Consider the following 19,946-nt stretch of genomic DNA (forward strand, 5'->3'; position numbering starts at 1 on the left):
GTCACCGCCGGGCGGCGAGGAAATCACGCAGCAGACCGCCCTCCTCGGCGGTGAGCGGGAGCCCGAACAGCGTACGGACGACGTCCACGGTCTCGTCGGGGGCGAGGACGCGCAGGCGCTGTTCGCCGCTGCGGTACTCGGTCATGAGCTCGTTGTTCCTGAGCCGGTACCGCTCCTCGTCGGTGGCCCGCTGCACGACCAGCTGCCCGACGAAGGGCGAGCCGGGGCGCGTGGAGCTGACGTAGTGGGCGGCCTCGAAGTCGACCGGGTACTGGGGCTCGGTACGGAAGGCGTAGATGTCGAACCAGCCCTCGGGCCGCCGGTACTGGAGGAGCCAGTGGCCGTCCTCGACGGTCAGCCGCCACGACCAGCCGGCGACGGTGCTCTCCGCTTGGGGGCGCAGAGCGAGGGGTTCGATGAGCGCGGCGTAGCCGTAGCCGGGGTCGGCCAGCCACACGGTGTCGTCCGCCCGGACCAGCAGGGCCGTGTGGGAGCGGAACCGGCGTTTTCCGCTGCCCTCGCGGATGCGGACCAGGAGCCGGGTGACCGGGAAGCCGAAGCGGTCCAGCGCCGCTGCGAACAGCAGGTTGGTCTCGTAGCAGTACCCGCCGCGCCCGAGCCCGACGATCTTGTGCTGGACGGCGTCGATGTCGATGGAGACCTTGCGGCCCAGGGCGATGTCGACGTTCTCGAAGCAGACGGCGTCCCGGTGGGCCCGGTGGAGCCCGCGCAGCGCTTCGAGGGAGGTGTCGCGGGGGCCCCGGTAGCCGATGCGGGTGAGGTAGGCCTCCAGGTCGAGCCGCTTGCTGCCCCAGTCCGGGCAGTCGTCGACCACGAGAGGCAGACCTGAGGTGTCCATGAGCGTCCTTCCGGGCGGTCTTCCCTGGTGTCAGAAGTGCTGTGGGTCTCGTACGGGTTCGGCGCGCGGCACCTGACGGGCCGCGCGCCGAGCGTGCGGGAGTGTCACCACTCCACGCGGACGTCGTACTCCTTCACCCATGCGTCGAACTCGACCAGGCGCTCCATGACGGCCCGCATGCCCCACAGGCCGCCGAGGCCGGCGTAGGACTCGACGGGCTTGTCCAGCAGCTTGCGGATGCCTTCGGCCGGCACCAGGTCGAGCACGGGGGAACCGTCGAGCAGGGCCTCCACCTTGGCGCGCAGGGCCCGCACGTACTCGATGTCCTGGGTGGAGGGGTAGGGGCTCTTCTTTCGCTGGAGCACCGACTCGGGCAGCACGTGGCTGGAGGCGGCCCGCAGCAGACTCTTCTCGCGGCCGTCGAAGGTCTTCATGGCCCACGGCACGTTGAAGACGTACTCGACCAGCCGGTGGTCGGTGAACGGCACCCGCACCTCCAGGCTCGCGGCCATGCTGATGCGGTCCTTGCGGTCCAGCAGGAAGTTCTCCCAGCGGCTGATGTTGAGGTAGGTCAGCTCCCGCATCCGTGCCTCGTCGGCCGGCTCGCCCTCCAGCCGCGGCACTTCGGCGAGCGCCTCGGCGTACCGCTTGGCGGTGTACTCCCCGAGGCCCAGCCGGTCCCAGAGGCCGATCTCCTTCATGGTGTCCAGGCCGCCGAGCCGGCGCCAGGCGTCGTACCAGGGGAAGGTGTCGCCCTCGACGGCCTCCTTGTCGAAGAACCAGTTGTAGCCGCCGAAGAGTTCGTCCGCGGTCTCGCCGGACAGGGCGACGGTCACCTGCTCCTTGAGCGCCTTGCACAGGTGGTAGAGGGAGTGTTCCATGTCGCCGGTGGAGATCGGCAGGTCCTGTGCGAGCAGCACCCGCCGGCGCACGTCCTCGTCGAGGACGTGGTGGTTGTCCAGGGTGACGATGACGTGCTCGGCCCCGGACCGCCGCGCGACGTCGATCGCGTACGGGGTGTCGGGGTCCATCCAGATGCCGTTGCCGCGGAAGGTCTCCTCGTTGTTCTTGAAGTCCACGGAGAAGGCCATGACGCGTTCCTGCTTGCCCTGGTCGCGGAAGACCTTCGCGGCGAGCGCCGTGATGGCGCTGGAGTCGAGGCCGCCGGACAGCAGGGTGCCCACCTTGACGTCGGCGATGAGCTGGCGTTCGACGATGTCCTCAAGGAGTTCGCGGACGCGGGTGATGGTGGTGTCGAGGTCGTCGGTGTGCGGCCGGGCCTCCAGCTGCCAGTACGTGCGGGTGGTGCGGCCGCCGCGGCCGAAGCGGACGACGGTGCCGGGCACGACCTCGTGCATGCCCTTGAAGATCGCGTGGCCGGGGGTGTTGATGATCGCGAAGATCTCCGCCAGGCCCTCGGCGTCAACGACCGCCTCGGCGTCGGGGTGGGCCAGGACGGCCTTGGCCTCGGAGCCGAACAGCACGCCGTCCGGGGTCGGGTAGTAGAAGAGGGGCTTGACGCCCATGCGGTCGCGGACCAGCAGCAGTTCCTCGGTACGCGGGTCCCACAGGGCGAGCGCGTACATGCCGTTGAGGCGTTCGGCGAAGTGCTCGCCCCACTCCAGGTAGGCGTGCAGGACGACCTCGGTGTCGCTGGCGGTGCGGAAGGTGTGGCCGAGGGCGGTCAGTTCCTCCTTCAGCTCACGGTAGTTGTAGACCTCGCCGGTGTAGACGATGACCGGGAGGCCGTCGTCCTCGCCGGTGACGTGCATGGGCTGGCGCCCGCCCTCCAGGTCGATGATGGAGAGCCTCTGGTGGCCGAGGACGGCGTGCGGGGAGACCCACACGCCCCGGTCGTCGGGTCCCCGGCACGCCATGGTCTGCGCCATGGCCGACGCCGTCTCGCCGCGCGCCGACAGATCGTGGTCGTAGGCGACCCAGCCTGCGAGTCCGCACATCGAAATACCGGTCCTTTCGTCGCTGTGCTGATGGATGGCCGTGGGAAGGGACGGTTCAGGGCCGCGGCACCCAGCCGGCGCGGTCCCAGTACGACAGATGGGGCTGGGCGGAGACCGTGCCGACCCGCGCGACCCGCTCGCCGCCGACGACCATCACGGTGGGCCGGTCGGGGGTGAACACCGGCCAGTCGGGCGCGTGCCGGCTGCTCGGTACCTGTCCCCGGGCGAAGGAGGCCACCAGGTCGATCAGGGTGTCGGAGATCCGCCGCTCCAGCGGGCCGTCGCCGTAGGCGGGCGCGTTGACCGGCAGCTCGTACGTGCCGAAGAGGAACTTGGCGACGGCCTCGTGGGGGGTGGTTCCGGCGTACGGCGGCCTGAGCGGATGGGCGAACTCCATCAGGTACTGCGGCGACGCGGTGGCGTCCCGCTCCCGCGCGTGCCGTTCGGCGAGCCGGACGATCTGGTACCGGAACAGCCCGTCTCCCCACACGTGCGTCCACACCGACACCGGGTCGTGGGGCATGCCCTCCGCCTCGGACGACCGCCGGTAGTGGACGATGCAGTCGTCCACCTGCTCGTCGGTGACCTTGACGGCGCCCTTTTCCAGCACCTCGCGGACCGCCGCGCGCAGCCCGGCGTCGTCGGCCGGGTGCGGGCCGGGGTACGGGTATCCGGGGCCGGTGGTGAAGAAGGAGCCTTCGGTGCGGCAGTAGACGGGCATCATGGGGACGCGGGGCGTGGGCAGCGCGTGGTCGTAGCCGCGCATCCACCGCCCGTCCACGACCGGGCCGCGGTATTCGCGCGCGCCCTGCACGAACCGCTCGGTGGGGCTGCCCGCGTACACCTCGTCCCAGGCGTCGCGCAGTTCGGCGGCCGGTACGGCGCGCAGGCCCGGCACGGTCGTGCCGAAGCGGCGCGCGAGGTGCCGGTAGACCCTGCGGGACTCCTCGGGGGTGGTGGAACTGGCCGGGTCCCACACGTGTTTGACGCTGATGGGGACGATGCGCCGCACGATGCCGCGCAGTTCGGGCAGCAGGGCGAGCTGCCAGGTGCTGGAGCCGCCCGCGGAGGTGCCGGAGACGGTGATGTTGCCGGGGTCGCCGCCGAACGCGGCGGCGTTGTCGCGGACCCAGCGCACGAGTGCCGCCTGGTCCTGCAGGCCCCAGTTGGCGAAGGAGCCCGTGCGCGGGTCGGTGAACTCCTCGTGCAGGCCCCAGCCGAACGCGCCGAGCCGGTAGTTGAAGTTGACGACGACCATGCGGCCGCGGACCGCGGTGCGGGCGCCGTCGTAGTCGGGTTCGCTGCCCGCGCCGAGCAGCCAGCCGCCGCCGTGGATGTAGACCAGGACCGGCAGGCGGCCCTGTACGTCCGGGGTCCACACGTTGGCGTACAGGCTGTCCTCGCTGCTGTCGGGCAGGTAGTCGCCCTGCAGCGAGGGCGCGGCGAACCTGGTGGCGTCCCGCACGCCCCGCCACGGCTCGGGGGGCCGGGGCGAGGCGAACCGCAGGGGGCCCACCGGCGGCGCCGCGTAGGGCACGCCCCGGAAGACGGTGAGTCCGTCGGCCCGCTCTCCCGCCACTCGTCCGGCCGTCGTCCGGACGACCACTGTGCGACTGGGCATCTGGCAAACCTCACTTCCCGCCTGGGCGTTGTCATGGGCGGCGCGGCACGCTCCGGGGAGCCGGGCACAGTGATCGTCGCTCCCGTGCCGAGAGGGCCGCCAACCGCCGGTCCCTACTCCGTCAAGTCATGCGGCGGCCGGTTCGCGCGCCCGTGACGGCGGGCCGCCGAGCGCCGGCCCGGACAGCAACGTGTCGGGGGGAGCGGTCAGTTCGCGGCCGACCAGGGCCCGCAGGGTGCGGTAGGCGGAGGCGTCGCCGGCGAGCACGCCGCCGAGCAGGACCCGGCCGTCCGGCGCGAGGACGATCTTCGCGTAGGTGTCGGCCGAGTCGTCGCGCACGACGTACTCCAGGGCCCCCTCGGTCTCGGCGTGGGCGTCACCGAAGCCGGCCACGTCCACGCCGAGGAGTTTGAGCTTGGCGGAGGTGTCGGGGTCGGCGAAAGGGCTGCCGGGGCGGCCGAGCAGCTGGTCCGCGACCAGTTCGGCCATGCTGTAGCCGGGCGCGACCAGTCCGTAGGTGCGGCCCCGGACGGCCGCGCACTCGCCGACGGCCCACACCCGCGGGTCCTCGGTGCGGCACCGGTCGTCGACGAGGAAGCCGCCGCGCGGGCCCGTCGCGAGCCCGGCCGGTCCGGCCAGTTCGTCGCAGGGACGCACTCCGGCGGAGAACACCACCAGGTCTGCGTCCAGGGCGGTGCCGTCGGTGAGAACGACTCCGCCGACCCGGCCGTCGGCCCGTGCGCGGACCGTCCGGACGGCGGTTTCGCAGTGCACCCGCAGTCCGAGCCGGCCGACGAGCCGGGCGAGGACCCGTGCTCCGCCCTCGTCGAGTTGCGCCGGCATCAGGCGCGGCGCGAGCTCCACGACGTGGGGCAGCACGCCGAGCAGCCGCAGCGCGTTGGCGGCCTCCAGGCCGAGCAGCCCGCCGCCGACCACGACGCCGTGGCGTGCCTCGTGTGCCGCCGCGCGGAGGGCGTCGAGGTCGTCGAACGTGCGGTAGACGAAGCAGCCGGGCAGGTCGTGTCCCGGCACGGGTGGCACGAACGGCCGTGAACCGGTGGCGAGTACGAGGGCGTCGTAGTGGGTGACGGTGCCGTCGGCGGTCGTGACGGTGCGCGCCCGCCGGTCGATGCCCGTCGCCGGGGCGGCCGTGCGCAGGGTCACGAGGGGGTCGGTGAGGAAGGCGTGGTCGGCCAGGGTGAGGTCGGCGGCGCTCTTGCCCTCCAGGTAGGACGACAGGGCGACCCGGTTGTAAGCGGGGCGGGGCTCCTCGGCCAGGACGACGACACGCCAGGTGCCGTGCCGGTCGTGGGCCCGCAGGTGTTCCACGAGGCGGTGGCCGACCATGCCGTGTCCGACGACGACCAGGGTGCGCGGGGTGCGGGTCATGGGTCGCTGTTCCCTCCGGTCGCGGCCGCGAGGACCAGTTGCACGTCGTCCGCGCAGCCGCCGCAGCCGGTGGTGGCCCGGGTCGCGGCGGCGACGCGCGGCAGGTCGCGGGCGCCGGCGCGCCACGCGCGGAGCAGGGCGCCCTTGGTGACGTGGTTGCAGTGGCACAGCACGGCCTCGTCGGGCAGTTCGACGGTGGCGGGCCGTGCGGTGGCCGCGGTGCCCAGCAGCAGCCCGAGCCGGTCGGACGGCACGGGCAGGCCGCGCTCGTAGAGCTGGCCGACCGCGGCGGTGGCGCGTGGCAGGCCGACCAGGACCGCGCCGAGGATCCGCTCGCCGGACAGTGCGAGCCTGGCGTAGCGGCCCCGGGCGGGGTCGGACAGGGTGATGTGCCGGGTGGCGCCCGGCGGGTCGGGCGGGCCGAGGCAGGCCAGGTCGATGCCGAGGGCCTTCAGCCGGACGACGGGACGGCCGGCGCGGTGGTGGGTGTCCCGGCCGGTGAGTGCGCGTGCGAGGGTCTCGGCCTGGTCCCAGGCCGTGGTGACGAGGCCCGGCACCTGGCCGTCGGATTCGGCGCAGTCCCCGATGGCGTGGACGCGCGGATCGTCGGTGCGCAGCCGCCGGTCGACGACCACGCCGGTGCGGACGGTCAGCCCGGCCCGCCGGGCCAGGCCGGTGTCGGGTTCGGCGCCCGTGCACAGCACCAGCCTGCCGGCGCGGAGGATCTCGCCGTCGTCGAGGGCGAGTTTGCCGGGCCGGTACTCCACGGCGCCGCGTCCCAGCCGCAGGTGGGCGCCCTGGGCCCGCAGGTGGTCGGCGAGCAGGGCCCCGGCCGCGCCGTCGAGCCGGTCGTGCATCGGGTACGGGCCGGGGTGGACGAGGGTGACGTCGTGTCCGGTCCGCAGCAGGGCGAGCGTGACCTCCGTGCCGAGGACTCCGCCGCCCAGCACCACCAGGGGTCCGCCGGTGAGCCGTTCGCAGTCGGCGAGGGTGCGCACGGCGGTGGCGCCCTCGGTGAGTCCGCCGCGGGGGGTGAGCAGGCCGGGCAGCGGCGGGATCCGGGGCCGGGCGCCGGTGGCCAGCACCAGATGGTCGTAGGGGTGGATCTCCCCGATGTCGGTGCGGACCGAGCGGCGGGCGCGGTCCAGGGCGGTGACGGTGACACCCGTCCTGACGCGCACGCCGTCCGGAGGGTCGGGGAGCTTCAGGTCCTCGGCGGAGAGGGCGCCGCCGAGGAGGGACGTCAGGAGCACCCGGTTGTAGGCCGGCCGCGGCTCCGCGCCGAGCACGGTGACCGGGCCGCTGTGGCCGTGGTGGCGCAGGCGCTCCACGAGCCGGTGGGCGGCGGGGCCGTGGCCGACGACGAGGACGTGGTTCGAGGCGGTCATGGCGGGCCTCACGACGCGTCGGTGCCGGGTTCGATCCGCACGGCGCAGACCTTGAACTCGGGCATCCTGCTGCGGGGGTCGAGAGCGGTGCTGGTGATCAGGTTGGCCCGGCCGGGGCCGGGATAGTGGAACGGCAGGAACACCGTGTCCGTGCGCATGCTGCCGACGAGCCGCACCCGGGCGACGGTGGTTCCGCGTGCCGAGGTGACGCGGGCCGGGTCGCCCTCGCGCAGCCCGGCGCGTTCGGCGGTGTCGGGGTGGATCTCGACGAACGGTCCGGGCGCCGCCTCGTTGAGTTCGGCGACGCGGCGGGTCTGGGCGCCGGACTGGTAGTGCGCGAGCACGCGGCCGGTCGTCGCGTACAGGGGGTGGCCGGCGTCGGTGGTCTCGGCGGGGTCGCGGTGGTCGACCTCGGCGAACCGGGCGCGCCCGTCCGGGTGCGCGAAGCCGTCGAGGAAGAGGCGGGGCGTGCCGGGGTGCGGCTGCCCGTCCGGGTTCTCGGGGCACGGCCAGTGCAGGGCCTCCCCCGCGTCCAGGCGTTCGTAGCTGATGCCGGAGTAGTCCGCCCGGCCGCCGCGGGAGGCGCGGCGCAGTTCCTCGAAGACCAGGCGGGGGTCGGTCGGGTAGCGGTCCGCCGGCTCGCCGAGCCGGACCGCGAGGCCGTGCAGGATGTCCAGGTCGGTGCGGACGCCGTCCGGCGGGTGGTGCAGCCGGCGGCGGCGCAGCACCCGGCCCTCCAGACTGGTCATGGTGCCGTCCTCCTCGGCCCACTGGGCGACCGGCAGGACCACGTCGGCCGTCCGCGCGGTCTCCGACGGCACGAAGTCGGCCACCACCAGCAGGTCGAGGGAGGCGAGCCGGTCGCAGACGTGGGCGGCGTGGGGCGCGGACACGGCGGGGTTGGAGCCGAACACCAGCAGGGCGCGGGGGCCGCCTTCGGTGCCGAGCGCGTCGAGCAGCTCGTAGGCGCTGCGGCCGGGGCCGGGCAGGGTGTCCGGGTCCGTGCCCCAGACGTCCGCGACATGGGCCCGCGCGGCCGGGTCGGTGAGCATGCGGTAGCCGGGGAGCTGGTCGGCCTTCTGGCCGTGCTCGCGTCCGCCCTGCCCGTTGCCCTGCCCGGTCAGGCAGCCGTAGCCGCTGCCGGCGACGCCGGGCAGGCCGAGGGCGAGCGCGAGGTTGATGAAGGCGGCGACCGTGTCGGCGCCCTTGCTGTGCTGCTCGGCGCCGCGGCCGGTCAGCACGTACGCCCGCCGCGCCTCGCCCAGCATCCGTACGGCGGCGCGCTGTTCGGCGACGGGGACGCCGGTGACGCGTTCGACGCGCTCGGGCCACCAGGTCACGGCGCGCCGCCAGGCCGTGTCGAAGCCGGTGGTGCGTTCCTGGACGTACTCCTTGTCGCACCAGCCGTCGCTGACGGCGATGTGCAGCAGTCCCAGCGCCAGTGCCAGGTCGGTGCCGGGCACCGGTTGCAGGTGCAGGGCGGCCCGCTCGGCGGTCCTGGTGCGGCGCGGGTCGACGACGATCAGGTCGGCGCCCTCCAGGTGCCGCATCAGCGGGGGCATCGTCTCGGCGGGGTTGGCGCCGGCGAGGAGGATCGCGTCCGCCGCGCCGAGGTCGCCGACCGGGAAGGGCAGTCCGCGGTCCAGGCCGAAGGCCGCCGTCCCGGCGGCGGCGGCCGAGGACATGCAGAACCGTCCGTTGTAGTCGATCTGGCTGGTCCGCAGGGCGAGCCGGGCGAACTTGCCGAGCAGGTACGCCTTCTCGTTGGTGAGGCCGCCCCCGCCGAACACGGCGAGCGCGTCCGGGCCGTGCTCGTCACGGATCCGGAGCAGCCGCGCGGCGACCGTGTCCAGGGCGGTGTCCCAGTCGGCCGGGACGAGTCGGCCGTCCGCGTCCCGCACCAGCGGGTGGCGCAGCCGGTCGGGGACGTCGAGCAGCGCGGGCGCGGTCCAGCCCTTCTGGCACAGCCTGCCGTCGTTGACGGGGAAGTCGGTGGGCTCCACCACGGTCCCCCGGGAGTCGTGGCCGAGGCGGGTGCCGCACTGCAGGGCGCAGTAGGGGCAGTGCGTGGCCACGCTCGTGCTCGGCGCGGTGTCAGGCACGGGTGGCCTCCGAGGACTTGTCGGCACCGGCCCCGGCGCGGCTCGTGTTCGGCGCGGCGTCCGGAGGGGTGCCGTGCGGGGCGCGCAGGTACACCATGCGGGTGACGGTGAGGCACAGCGCGTAGAAGGCCAGGAAGGACGAGAAGGCGGGTTCGCCCGTCCCCTGGGTGTCGTAGGACGCCCGGAAGACCAGGTTGACGGCGACGCCGCCGAGCGCGCCGACCGCACCGGCGATGCCGATGACCGCGCCGCTCAGGCGCCGGGCGCGGGCGAAGGCCTCGGTCGCGTCGTCGCCGGCGGTGACGGCGGCCTCCGCCTGCCCGGCGAAGACCACCGGGATCAGCTTGTACGTGGAGCCGTTGCCCAGGCCGCTGAGCACGAACAGCACCGTGAACGCGGCGACGAACATCGGGAGGGAGCGGTGCACGGAGGCCGCCAGCAGCAGGCACGTTCCCGCGCCCATGGCGAGGAAGTTCCAGAACGTGACCCGCGCTCCGCCCCAGCGGTCGGCGAGCCGCCCGCCGATCGGCCGGGACAGCGAGCCGAGCAGCGGCCCGAGGAAGGTGTAGCCGGCCGCCTCCAGCGGTGTGGAGCCGAACTCGTTCTGCAGGACGAGGCCGAAGGCGAAGCCGTAGCCGATGAACGAGCCGAACGTGCCGAGGTACAGCAGCGAGATCCACCAGGTGTGCGGGTCGGCCGCCGCCTCGCGCAGCACGCCGGGACGGGCCGGGCCGGTGTCGACGTTGTCCATGCCGAGCGCCGCGAGCACGGCGGCGAGGGCGATCAGCGGCAGGTAGACGGCGATCACGTAGGCGGGGTGGGTGTCGCCCGCGCCGGCGATCACCAGCAGTCCGATCAGCTGGATGACCGCGACGCCCAGGTTGCCGCCGCCGGCGTTGAGGCCGAGCGCCCAGCCCTGGTGACGCCGGGGGAAGAAGTGGGCGATGTTGGTCGTGGAGGACGCGAAGTTGCCGCCGCCGACGCCCGCCGTCGCTGCGACGAGCAGGAACACCCACAGGGGTGTGCCGGGCCGTTGGACGAAGTACAGCGCCAGCAGCGCCGGAACGAACAGCAGGACGGAGCTGAAGACGGTCCAGTTACGCCCGCCGAACCGGGTCACCGCGTGGCTGTACGGCAGCCGCAGCAGGGCCCCCACCAGGGTGGGGGTGACCACCAGCAGGAACTTCTCGCTCGGGGCGAAGCCGAAACCGATGTCGGGGGACATGAACAGCACCAGGACCGACCACATGCTCCAGACGGAGAAGCCGATGTGCTCGGAGAAGATCGACAGGACGAGGTTGCGTCGTGCGACGTGCTTGCCGGTGCGCTCCCAGAACTCCTCGTCCTCCGGATCCCAGTGCTCGATCCGCCGTCGGGAGACGCGCAGTGCCGTCATCGGGGCAACTCCTCGGCTGGGGGCGGTGGCCCGACGCGTGGCGTCGGTCGCCCTGCGGCAGGGTGAAGGGGCGCGGCCCACGGGGGTAACGGATCCGCGCCCCAGGGGTGGTGGTGCGGGGCCCGGGCCTACTCGGCCGGGTGCTCCGCCTTCAGCAGCCGGGCCAGCTCCAGCCGCTTGATCTTGGTGGTGGCGGTCTGCGGCAGGTCGTCGAGCTTCCACTGCACGGGATCCGCCATCGCGGGCAGACCGGCCACCGCGGACTTCCAGGCCGCGAGGTCGAGCGGCTTGTCGTCGCGGGTGCACACCACGGGCACGGGCCTGCCGTCGTCGTCCGGGACGATGATGACCTCGACGAGTTCCGGCATCCGCGCGAACAGGGTGTCCTCGATCTCCAGGGTGCTGTCGATGCCCTGGATCTCGTCGACCTCCCGGTCGAGCAGGTGCAGGCAGCCCCACCTGGTGCGGTAGCCCAGGTCGCCCATGCGCCACCACTCGCCGTCGGCCTGCTTCTCCCAGCGCTCGTGCTCGCCGAGGTAGGTGACGATCCGTCCGTCGGAGCGCACCTCGATGTATCCGGGGTTGGACTTGGTGGGCCGCTTGCCGTCCCGGCTGACCACGCGGACGCCCGTCATGCCGGGAAACGGGGAGCCCACGCAGCGGCCGTCGGCGTCCGCGCCGCGCCTCCTGGAGTAGGTGCGCCCGGCGATCGGGCCGACCTCGCTCTGCCCGTACATCTGGACGAACTGCGGCGACTCGCGCCGCGACGCGCTGAGCATCAGGTGCACGGTGCGCGGGTGGATGGCGTCGAAGGTGCTGCTGAAGTACTTCACGTTCGCCAGCGGCCGGCGCGGGTCGTCGACCAGCACCTCCCAGCGCAGGAACGTGTTGGGGTGGGCCTCGATGAGGCCGGGCGGAGCCTGCCGGAACACGTCGGCCACGACCTCCGGGTCGTCGTCCCGGAGGATGATCAGCGGGTGGCCCTGGAGGATCGTGATCGGCATGGCGGTGAACATCCGCGAGTGCACGAAGGACACGTGGATGGCGATCGGTTCGCTGCGGCCGACCAGGGACGCCACCGTGCCCTGGGGGCGGTAGCGCGCCTGGAACGTGCGCCCGGTGTGCACCGCCAGCTTCGGTGTGCCGGTGGTCCCGGAGGTGTGGGTGACCAGCGTCGGGTGGTCCGGGGGCATGGTCACCGGGGCGACTCGGGCGGCCCCGGCGAGCGACGCGAACGTGACGGCGTGTTCGTGGCTGCCGGAGGCCAGGAGCACCTGCCGGGTGAGGTCGAAGACCTCCGCGGGCAGGTGGTGGTCGAGCTTGTCCCGGTCGGTCACCAGGTGCGGGCGGTCCACGCGGCGCACCAGCTCGCACACCGTGGCGCCGTCCAGCTTGGGCGACAGCAGGACCGGCACGGCGCCGATCCTGGCTATGGAGCAGGCGAGGAGCGTGATGTCGAACCCGTCGCTCTTGTGGACGACCACCCGCTCCCCGGGCCGGACGTCCGCCGCCCACAGCCGGGAGGCCAGGTCGTCGACGAGGTCGGCGACCTCCGTCAGCGTCATGCGGCGCCCGCGCTCCGGAGCGATGTCGAGCTCGTGGTCGAGGATCACGGGATTCGCCGGGTGCCGGGCAGCCGCCCTCTCGAACAGCGTGCCCAGCCGAATTCCTTTGTTTCCGATGCGCTGGAGAAACATCTGCCCACCTCTCGTCCGCCGCGGCTGTTCATCAACCGCGGGGCAGGCTGTCTGAATTGCAGTCTCCGGTACGGGTCCGCATCATTTCGCGCCGGGGCGTCGAGGGCCCAGTGGACATGTTTCAGCGGAAATGGACGCGGTCACCGGGAGGGAATGTCAGCGCTTTTCGATGACATCCTTGATGCGCCGCAGCGTGGCGTCGAGGTCCTGTTCGAGCTTGGCGGTCCAGTCCGCGACGAACCGCCTGCGGTCGTCCTCGTCCAGATCGGCCACGATCTTGTGAATGCCGGCGGTCGCCCGGCCCATGCGGAAGTGGTGGGTCAGTACGCAGCCGTCATCGGCCGGGGCCATGTCGAAGCCCCAGATGCTCTCCTGGTCCTCGCGTGCGTGGGTGAGCATCATCCACCGGAAGGTCCGGCCGGGTTCGGCGGCGGTGATCCGGCACTCGGTGTGCCAGACACCGCGCACCAGGGGCGCCCAGGCGACCACGTCCTCGCTGCGGAGGTTCTCGCCGCGGAAGACGGCTCCGACGGCGGAGGGCTCGCCGGAAACCCACTCGCCGCCCCGGCATTCCGGGCTCCATTCGGCACTGCGCGGCAGGTCACTGACGACGGAGTAGACCTCTAGAGGGGTCGCGGAAACGTGAATGTCGGCCCTGAGTTCGAACAGCGGAGAGGTGTCGATGATTGACTGATTCATGTGCCGAATTCTGTCAGGGGCTACCGGGCGCCGGTCAACGAGCGGCTTTCTTTTATGTCAGGTCGGAATTCCTGTATTTCACCGGCGCCGGTCGGCGGCGACTGTTTCAGGCCGCGGTGTCCGTGCTCAGCACGATCTTTCCGTGCACCTTGCCCTCCTCCAGCCGGCGGTGGGCCTCGGCCGCTTCGCTCAGGTGCAGCCGTTCGATCGCCCGCGGCCTGAGGCTGCCGTCGGCGACCAGCCGGTTGATGGCGCTGGCGGCCTCGGCGAGTTCACCGACCGTGGCGTGGGAGATGGCGAACCCCAGGACGGAACGGTCCCTCAGGTAGAGCGGGCCCACGGGCAGCACCGGCCTGGACCGCATGCCGGCGAGCAGCACGATCCGGCCCCGCCCGGCGAGGAGGTCCACGGCGGTCTCCAGGTCGTTGGCGCCGGAGGTGTCGAAGCAGAGGTCGACGCCCGCCGGGGCGGCGTCGCGGATGCGCCCGGGCACGTCGGGGTCCCGGTAGTCGATGACGTGGTCGGCGCCGAGGGCACGGCAGTACTCGGCGTCCCGGGCGGAGGCAGTGGCGATGACACGGGCGCCCGCGGTGGCGGCCATCAGCACGAGCGCGCTCCCCACGTTCCCGGCCGCGCCGCACACCACGACCGTCTCGCCGGCCCGGAGCCGTCCGTGGGTGAACAGACCGAGGTAGGCGGTGGCGGCCGGATGCGCCAGTGCCACGGTCTCGTACGGGTCGGCGCCCTCCGGCAGCCGGTACAGCCGGTCCACGGGCACCACGGCCTGCTCGGCGGCGGCGCCCTGGCGGCCGTCGTGGCCGAGGCTGTTGCACCACACCCGGTCGCCGGGCCGGAACCGGTGCACGCCGGGGCCGACCGCGGCGACGGTGCCGGCCAGGTCCCGCCCGATCACGAAGGGGAAGGTCAGCGGCGTGCGCCAGGCCCCCGAGCGTACGAAGGTGTCGACGTGGTTGACGGAGACGGCCGTGACGTCCACCAGCACGTCGGTCGGCCCCGGTTCCGGCGCGGGCAGGTCGCCGTACCGGATGACGTCCGGCGACCCGAACTCTTCAATGTAGGCAGCACCCATCATGGTCAAGGATTCTCACCCGGCGAACCGCCACCCGTCCGCCCGTGCCGCCGACTTGGTCACGGATCTGTCAGATCGGGACCACATCTGTCAGATCGGCACACGTGTCAGGTCAGGTCCAGGCGGGCCAGCTCCCGGCGCGACCCCACGCCCAGCTTGGGATAGGCCTTGTACAGGTGGTGTTCGACGGTCCTGCGGCTGAGGAACAACTGGGCCGCGATCTCCCGGCTGCTGCTGCCGCCGGCCGCCAGCCGCACCACCTGCAACTCCTGCGGGGTCAGCCGGTCCAGGACGTTCTCCGAGGTCGCCCTGGCGGCCGTCGTCGCGTCACCCGCCGCCCGCAGCTCGGCCCGCGCCCGCTCCGTCCACGGCGCGGCGTGCAGCCGTTCGAACCTCTCCAGGGCGGACCGCAGCATCGCGCGGGCGTCGCCGCGCCGGCGGGCCCTGCGCAGCCACTCCCCGTACAGCAGCTCGGTGCGGGCTCGTTCGAAGGGCCGCCCGCTCTGCTCGTGCAGGCGGACCGCCGCCACGTAGTCCTCCTCCCGCCCGCCGACCAGGGCCCGGCACCGGTGGGCGACCGCCATGGACCACGGCCGGCCGCCGGCCCGCGCCCACGCCTCGAAGGCGAGCATCGGCCGTTCGGCCCGCTCCTGCTCCCCGAGCCGTACGGCCGCCTCCACCTGGTCGGCGACCGCGGCCATCACCATCGCCGTGTGCCGCCGCGGGCCGGGGCGGGCGACCGTCTCCAGCCTGCGGAGCGCCGACTCGTAGTCCCCCAGCGCCAGTTCGAGCAGGCTCAGGGCGCTCTCGACGGCCGTCCTGCCGACCTCCGGAGCGTCGGCGGCGAGGCTGCGGCAGCGCTGTTCGTCGCCCTCGATCGCGGCGATCCGGGCGGGGACGCCGTTGATCCAGGCGACCCGCTGGCGCAGGCCCGTGTCACGGGCGATCTCCACGGCCTCGGCCACCGACGCCTCGGCGTCCCGGTGTTCACCGGCCAGCACCTGACGTCCCGCCAGCAGGTGCAGGGCCGCCGGGAGGGAACCGATGAGTCCCTGCGCGCGGCAGCGCGCCACCTCGGCCAGCGCCAGTTCCATGGCCGCGGTGTCGTCGCCGACGAAGACCGCGCTGTAGAGGGCGCGCGTCCGTGACGTGTCCGTCCCGGCCGGGTCGGCGGTGACGGCCCGCTCCAGCAGGGGCACCGCGCGGGCGTAGTCGCCGTCGGCGAGGTGCGCCATGCCCTCCACCATCGGATCGGACTCGCCGAGGTCGGTGAGCGTGTGCCTGGCCTCCCGCACCGAGTCCCCGTCGCCGGCGAGCCAGGCGTACGTGGCCGCCGTGCGGATCATGTCCCGGCCCAGTTCGGCGTCGGCCGACCGCACCCGCCGCAGTAGCAGCCGGGCCGCCTCCCGCTGGTCCCCCAGCTCGAACATCACGGCGGCCTGCACCGGGGCCAGTCGTGCCAGGTCCTTGGGCTCCTCGGTCGACCGCTCGGCCAGTTCGACCAGTTCCCCGGCCTGTCCGGCGTGCCCGGCGGTCAGCGCGAGGGCCGCCGCGTCCCGCAGCCGGTGCGCCTGTTCGCGGCGTTCGGGGGTGAGGCGGGCGGCCTGCTGGTGCAGCAGGGCCGCGGCGGCGTAGGCGCCGCGGTCCGCGGTCCGGTCGGCCGCGGCCACCAGTTCGGCCGCGACGGCCGCGTCGGGGGACGTGGTGGCCAGCGGCAGGTGCCGGGCCCGGCAGTCCGCGTCCTCCGCCGCGTCGGCCAGGGCCTGGTGCACGGCGATGCGCCGGGCCAGTACCGCTCCCTGGTAGGCGGCGGTGCCGATGAGCGGATGGCGGAAGACGACGGTGCTCTCGGTCACCTGGATCAGCTCGGCCCGCTCGGCGTCCTCCAGGTCCTCCAGGCCCACGCCCAGCGCCCGGCCCGCCTTCAGCTGCAGGGGCATGTCGCCCCGCCCCTCGGCCGCGGCGACCAGCAGCGCCAGCCGGGTCTTCTCGGGCAGCTTGGCGATCTGGGCGCGGTACGACAGCAGCACCCGGTCGGCGACCGTCACCGGTGTGAACTTGCTGGGGTCGTCGCGGCGGGCGGCCCCGAACTCGATGAGTGCCAGCGGATTTCCCGCCGACTCGGCGATGACCTGCTCCCGCAGGGCGGGCGTGAGGCCCAGGTCGGCGAGCAGCCGCGCCGCGTCGTCCGCGCCGAGCCGGGACAGCCCGAGTTCGGCGAGCCCGGGCGCGGCGAACCCGTCCTCCCGGGTCGCGAAGACCATCGCGACCTGCTCGGCGGCCAGCCGGCGCGCGGCGAAGAGGAGTGCCTCGGCGGTGGCCTGGTCGAGCCACTGCGCGTCGTCCACCAGGCACAGCACCGGCCCCTGCTCGGCCAGGTCCGCGAGGAGGGTGAGCACGGCCAGCCCGGTGAGGAACCTGTCCTGCGTCTTCGTGCGTCCGGTGCCCAGTACCGCGCGCAGCGCCTCCGCCTGGGGTTCCGGCAGCGCGTCCAGGCGCTTCTGCACGGGCCACAGCAGCTGCACCAGCCCGCCGAACGCCAGGTCCGCTTCCGGTTCGATGCCGGTGACGCGCAGCACCCGCATGTCCGGCGCCGACGCGGCGGCACGGTCGAGCAGGGCCGTCTTCCCGATGCCCGCCTCGCCCCGCAGCACGAGAGCCCCGCTGCGTCCCTCGCGGGCGCGCGCGATCAGATCCTCAAGTGCCGCCAGCTCGGTGGACCTGCCGTACAGCACGTGGGTGCCTCGCTCTCCCGTGATCCGGCCCGCCGGTAGGCAGGCCGCGCCGAAGTACGTACCCGGTTTCAGAAACCTTACTGATTCGGCGGGGCTGTCCTCTTTCTAACGTGGGAAACCAGCCGGTTCCCACGACGGAGGAGATCGTGAGTCACCTTTTCCAACCACTGTCCCTGGGAAAGCTGAGGCTGCCCAACCGGCTCGTCATGGCGCCGATGACGCGCAGCCGGGCCTCGGGCGGCGTACAGACCCCCCTGGCCGCGGAGTACTACGCACAGCGCGCCGCGGCGGGTCTCATCATCACCGAGGGCACGCAGCCCTGTGTCATCGGCCAGGGATACATCGACACACCGGGTCTGCACACGCCGAAGCAGGTGGCGGCGTGGCGCCGGGTGACCGACGCGGTCCATGAGCGACAGGGCCGGATCTTCGTGCAGCTGATGCACTCCGGCCGGGTGGGCCACCCGAGTCTCTACCCGGACGGCGCGCTGCCGGTGGCGCCCTCGGCGGTCGCCTCGGGCGGCCAGTTGTACACCCCCGAGGGCATGCTGGATCACCCCACGCCCCGGGCGATGAACCTGGAGGACATCGCGCGGGCGGTCGAGGACCACATCTCGGCCGCGAAGTTCGCGATGGACGCCGGTTTCGACGGGGTCGAACTGCACGGCGCCAACGGCTACCTGATCCACCAGTTCCTCGCCGACAACACCAACCTGCGCACGGACGCCTACGGCGGCAGCGTCAACAACCGCATCCGCTTCGCCGTCGAGGTCGCCCGGGCGGTCAGCGACGCCGTCGGACCGGAGCGGGTCGGCATCCGCCTCTCCCCCGGCAACACGAGCAACGGCATCGAGGAGCGCGACCCGGCCACGGTGTACGAGGCTCTGATCCGCGCCCTGGCGCCGCTGAACCTGGCGTACGTCCACCTGATGGAGTTCGGCGGCCGTGACGTCACGAAGGTCATCCGCGACGTCTGGCCGGGCGTGCTGATCCTCAACCCGCACGCCACCGGCGAAGAGGCCTTCGTGACGCCGGAGTCGGCGGAGGCGGTGCTGGAGGAGGGACTGTGCGACGCGGTGAGCATGGGCTCGCTGTGGCTCGCCAACCCGGACCTTCCCGAGCGGATCACGGCGGGCGGTCCCTTCAACGCTCCCGACCCGGACACCTTCTACGGGGGTGACCACCGGGGTTACACCGACTATCCGACGCTGGACGGCTGATCCACCGGGCAGGCGGTGCGGGGCACGCGGCCGGCGCCGGGCCCGTCCCCACCCGCCTCCGCATCCGGTCATCGACTCCCTGGCCCGGCCGGCACCTTTTCGAAGGGCTGCGCGGCCGGTCCGGGCCAGGGCGATCCGGCGCCGAACGACCCCTCAAGGGAGCACAGATGAGTAACTCAGTCGCCGAGTCCGGCGCCCAGGGGCCCGCGACGCCGGGCGGAGAATTCCGAGGCAGTGGCTCCCGCGGCCCGTTCCGCGGGTTCCCGGCCTGCTGGCTCGCCCTACTGGCGGGCCCGTTGTCCTTCGGCATAGCCGGGCCCGCCCTGATCCTGGACGACATCGCGCGGGCCCTCGACGTCTCGACCGGAGCGGCCACCTGGACGGTGACCGCGTTCGGCTGGGGCATAGCCGTCGGCACGCCTCTGCTGGCCGGGCTGCTGGACCGGCGCGGGGTGCGTGCCGCGCTGACGGTATGCGGTCTGCTCGTCCTGGTGGGGGCGGGCCTCGCGGCCACCGTGCCCGTCCTGCCGGTCCTGGTCGTGGGCACCGCGTTGCAGGGCCTGGGCACGGCCGGGCTCACGGCGACGGCGATGAACCTCGCCGACTCGCCCCGCGTCATGGGACTGGTCACCGCCTCGCTCGCCGTGGTGGGTTCGACGGCGCCGCTGGCCGGTTCCCTCGTCAACGACCTGCTGTCCTGGCGGGCCGTTCTCGCGCTGCCGGTGCTGAGCGCGGTCGCCATTCCGTTCGTCGCGGCCCGGTGCGCGAACCGCGCGCCTGCGGTCCGCGAGCCGTTCGACCCTGTGGGTGCCGCGCTGCTGACCGCGCTGGTCACCGCTCTCGTCTTCGTGCCGCACCAGCCGCTGATCGCGGGTGTGTGCTCCGCCGCCGGCGCGGCGCTGCTGGCGGCCCGGGTGCGTGCCCGGCCGCACGGGTTCGTGCCGGCCGTCCTGGTCCGCGCCCCGAGCTTCCTGCTCTCGGCGGGGCTCGCGTTCTGCCTGGCGGTGGTCAACTTCGGGCTGATGTACGCGATTCCGGAGCAGCTGGACGACCACACCTCGTGGTCGTCGAGTGAGATCGGCGTCGCCATGGTGTGGCCGCTGCTGCTGGGCGGCACCCTGTCGTGGTTCGTCGTGGCGGCCTCGGCACGCACGGGACGCCGGCCCGTCATCGCCACGCTCGTCGTCCTGGCGGTCCTGGGCCCGGTGCTGGCGGTGCTCTCCACGGCGTCGCTCGTCCTGCTGGCCGCGCAGGCGCTGGCGTCGATCGCGGCGGCATCGGGGCAGGGAGTGCTCGCCGTGCACGCCACCTCCGCCGTCCCCGACGACCAACGGCCCCCGGCGATCGGCCTGTTCAACCTGGCGTACCTGCTCGGTGCGGCGTTCGGACCGGCCATCGTCTCGCTCCTGGCGCTCTGACCTCCGGCGGTTTCCGTCTCCGTGTGCGCTGCCACGCCCTTCGGGTGTGACAGCGCACAGCTGGTTCCCGAGTCCGTCTCCATCGCCAACTGCCATAATCACCAGGGGGTTTGCGAGAGAATCGCAGCGGGACAGACACATCGTCCGGCGTATCCGGCACGGGGGACCGGAGACCAGACGTCACCTGTGTGTTCGGCGCCACCGGGGGTAGTGGGCCCACACGGTCGTCGGCCGGCAGCCGGTTCGGCCCGCAGACCTCCGGGTGACGCACGTGGGGGGTCTGCGGTTCTGCCCGTTCACGGCCCCCTGGCGCGACACGTGGAACGCACACAGGTGTCTTCCCGTTGTGCCGGTGGGAGTCGTGGTCCACGCGA

The 19,946-nt window shown here is 73.1% G+C and carries 13 protein-coding genes; 2 read left to right on the forward strand and 11 right to left on the reverse strand.

Annotated elements, in window-relative coordinates; all coding sequences use genetic code 11:
• Position 1 precedes the first annotated feature (1 nt).
• The 11 genes from QC282_RS01950 to QC282_RS02000 form a co-directional block, all read right to left on the reverse strand.
• Positions 2–859 carry an arylamine N-acetyltransferase gene (locus QC282_RS01950; RefSeq protein ID WP_279547384.1) on the reverse strand — a complete coding sequence of 286 codons (858 nt, stop codon included), beginning with the start codon at positions 857–859 and terminating at the stop codon, positions 2–4.
• A 104-nt stretch (positions 860–963) separates the two neighbouring features.
• Positions 964–2,817, reverse strand: a complete 1,854-nt coding sequence (gene asnB, locus QC282_RS01955; RefSeq protein ID WP_279547385.1) for an asparagine synthase (glutamine-hydrolyzing) — start codon at positions 2,815–2,817, stop codon at positions 964–966.
• Positions 2,818–2,872: 55 nt separating this feature from the next.
• Positions 2,873–4,438, reverse strand: a complete 1,566-nt coding sequence (locus QC282_RS01960; protein ID WP_279547386.1) for a carboxylesterase/lipase family protein — start codon at positions 4,436–4,438, stop codon at positions 2,873–2,875.
• A 126-nt stretch (positions 4,439–4,564) separates the two neighbouring features.
• On the reverse strand, positions 4,565–5,827 hold the full coding sequence (locus tag QC282_RS01965; RefSeq protein WP_279547387.1) for an FAD-dependent oxidoreductase: 1,263 nt from the start codon (positions 5,825–5,827) through the stop codon (positions 4,565–4,567).
• Complete coding sequence (locus QC282_RS01970; RefSeq protein WP_279547388.1) at positions 5,824–7,215, reverse strand: FAD-dependent oxidoreductase; 1,392 nt, start codon at positions 7,213–7,215, stop codon at positions 5,824–5,826. Before QC282_RS01970 ends, QC282_RS01965 begins: the two co-directional genes overlap by 4 nt.
• Before the next feature lie 8 nt (positions 7,216–7,223).
• Positions 7,224–9,317: a molybdopterin oxidoreductase family protein gene (locus QC282_RS01975; RefSeq protein WP_279547389.1), complete on the reverse strand. Its 2,094-nt coding sequence runs from the start codon at positions 9,315–9,317 to the stop codon at positions 7,224–7,226.
• Positions 9,310–10,713: a NarK/NasA family nitrate transporter gene (locus QC282_RS01980; RefSeq protein WP_279547390.1), complete on the reverse strand. Its 1,404-nt coding sequence runs from the start codon at positions 10,711–10,713 to the stop codon at positions 9,310–9,312. Before QC282_RS01980 ends, QC282_RS01975 begins: the two co-directional genes overlap by 8 nt.
• A gap of 128 nt (positions 10,714–10,841) precedes the next feature.
• Positions 10,842–12,410, reverse strand: a complete 1,569-nt coding sequence (locus tag QC282_RS01985) for a class I adenylate-forming enzyme family protein (protein WP_279547391.1) — start codon at positions 12,408–12,410, stop codon at positions 10,842–10,844.
• Between the two features lie 156 nt (positions 12,411–12,566).
• The gene (locus tag QC282_RS01990; protein ID WP_279547392.1) at positions 12,567–13,109 is read right to left on the reverse strand and encodes an SRPBCC family protein; all 543 of its coding nucleotides are present in this window, start codon (positions 13,107–13,109) and stop codon (positions 12,567–12,569) included.
• Between the two features lie 106 nt (positions 13,110–13,215).
• Positions 13,216–14,199: an NADPH:quinone reductase gene (locus QC282_RS01995; protein WP_279547507.1), complete on the reverse strand. Its 984-nt coding sequence runs from the start codon at positions 14,197–14,199 to the stop codon at positions 13,216–13,218.
• Between the two features lie 107 nt (positions 14,200–14,306).
• Positions 14,307–16,934, reverse strand: a complete 2,628-nt coding sequence (locus QC282_RS02000) for an AAA family ATPase (protein ID WP_279547393.1) — start codon at positions 16,932–16,934, stop codon at positions 14,307–14,309.
• 146 nt (positions 16,935–17,080) lie between these two features.
• On the opposite strand from QC282_RS02000, the gene QC282_RS02005 reads away from it, so the two are divergent.
• Both QC282_RS02005 and QC282_RS02010 read left to right on the forward strand, forming a co-directional pair.
• Entirely contained in the window at positions 17,081–18,154 is a 1,074-nt protein-coding gene (locus QC282_RS02005) for an alkene reductase (protein WP_279547394.1), read from the forward strand.
• 167 nt (positions 18,155–18,321) lie between these two features.
• Complete coding sequence (locus tag QC282_RS02010) at positions 18,322–19,572, forward strand: MFS transporter (protein ID WP_279547395.1); 1,251 nt, start codon at positions 18,322–18,324, stop codon at positions 19,570–19,572.
• The last annotated feature ends 374 nt before the right edge of the window (positions 19,573–19,946 follow it).

The organism is Streptomyces sp. DH24, assembly GCF_029813775.1.
Lineage (GTDB): Bacteria > Actinomycetota > Actinomycetes > Streptomycetales > Streptomycetaceae > Streptomyces.

What these genes read in the sequence shown, in the direction of transcription:
- QC282_RS01965 (WP_279547387.1), bottom strand. Translation starts at nt 5,827, where the DNA reads ATGACCCGCACCCCGCGCACCCTGGTCGTCGTCGGACACGGCATGGTC.
- QC282_RS01985 (WP_279547391.1), bottom strand. Translation starts at nt 12,410, where the DNA reads ATGTTTCTCCAGCGCATCGGAAACAAAGGAATTCGGCTGGGCACGCTG.
- QC282_RS01950 (WP_279547384.1), bottom strand. Translation starts at nt 859, where the DNA reads ATGGACACCTCAGGTCTGCCTCTCGTGGTCGACGACTGCCCGGACTGG.
- asnB (WP_279547385.1), bottom strand. Translation starts at nt 2,817, where the DNA reads ATGTGCGGACTCGCAGGCTGGGTCGCCTACGACCACGATCTGTCGGCG.
- QC282_RS01960 (WP_279547386.1), bottom strand. Translation starts at nt 4,438, where the DNA reads ATGCCCAGTCGCACAGTGGTCGTCCGGACGACGGCCGGACGAGTGGCG.
- QC282_RS01990 (WP_279547392.1), bottom strand. Translation starts at nt 13,109, where the DNA reads ATGAATCAGTCAATCATCGACACCTCTCCGCTGTTCGAACTCAGGGCC.
- QC282_RS01995 (WP_279547507.1), bottom strand. Translation starts at nt 14,199, where the DNA reads ATGGGTGCTGCCTACATTGAAGAGTTCGGGTCGCCGGACGTCATCCGG.
- QC282_RS01970 (WP_279547388.1), bottom strand. Translation starts at nt 7,215, where the DNA reads ATGACCGCCTCGAACCACGTCCTCGTCGTCGGCCACGGCCCCGCCGCC.
- QC282_RS02010 (WP_279547395.1), top strand. Translation starts at nt 18,322, where the DNA reads ATGAGTAACTCAGTCGCCGAGTCCGGCGCCCAGGGGCCCGCGACGCCG.
- QC282_RS01980 (WP_279547390.1), bottom strand. Translation starts at nt 10,713, where the DNA reads ATGACGGCACTGCGCGTCTCCCGACGGCGGATCGAGCACTGGGATCCG.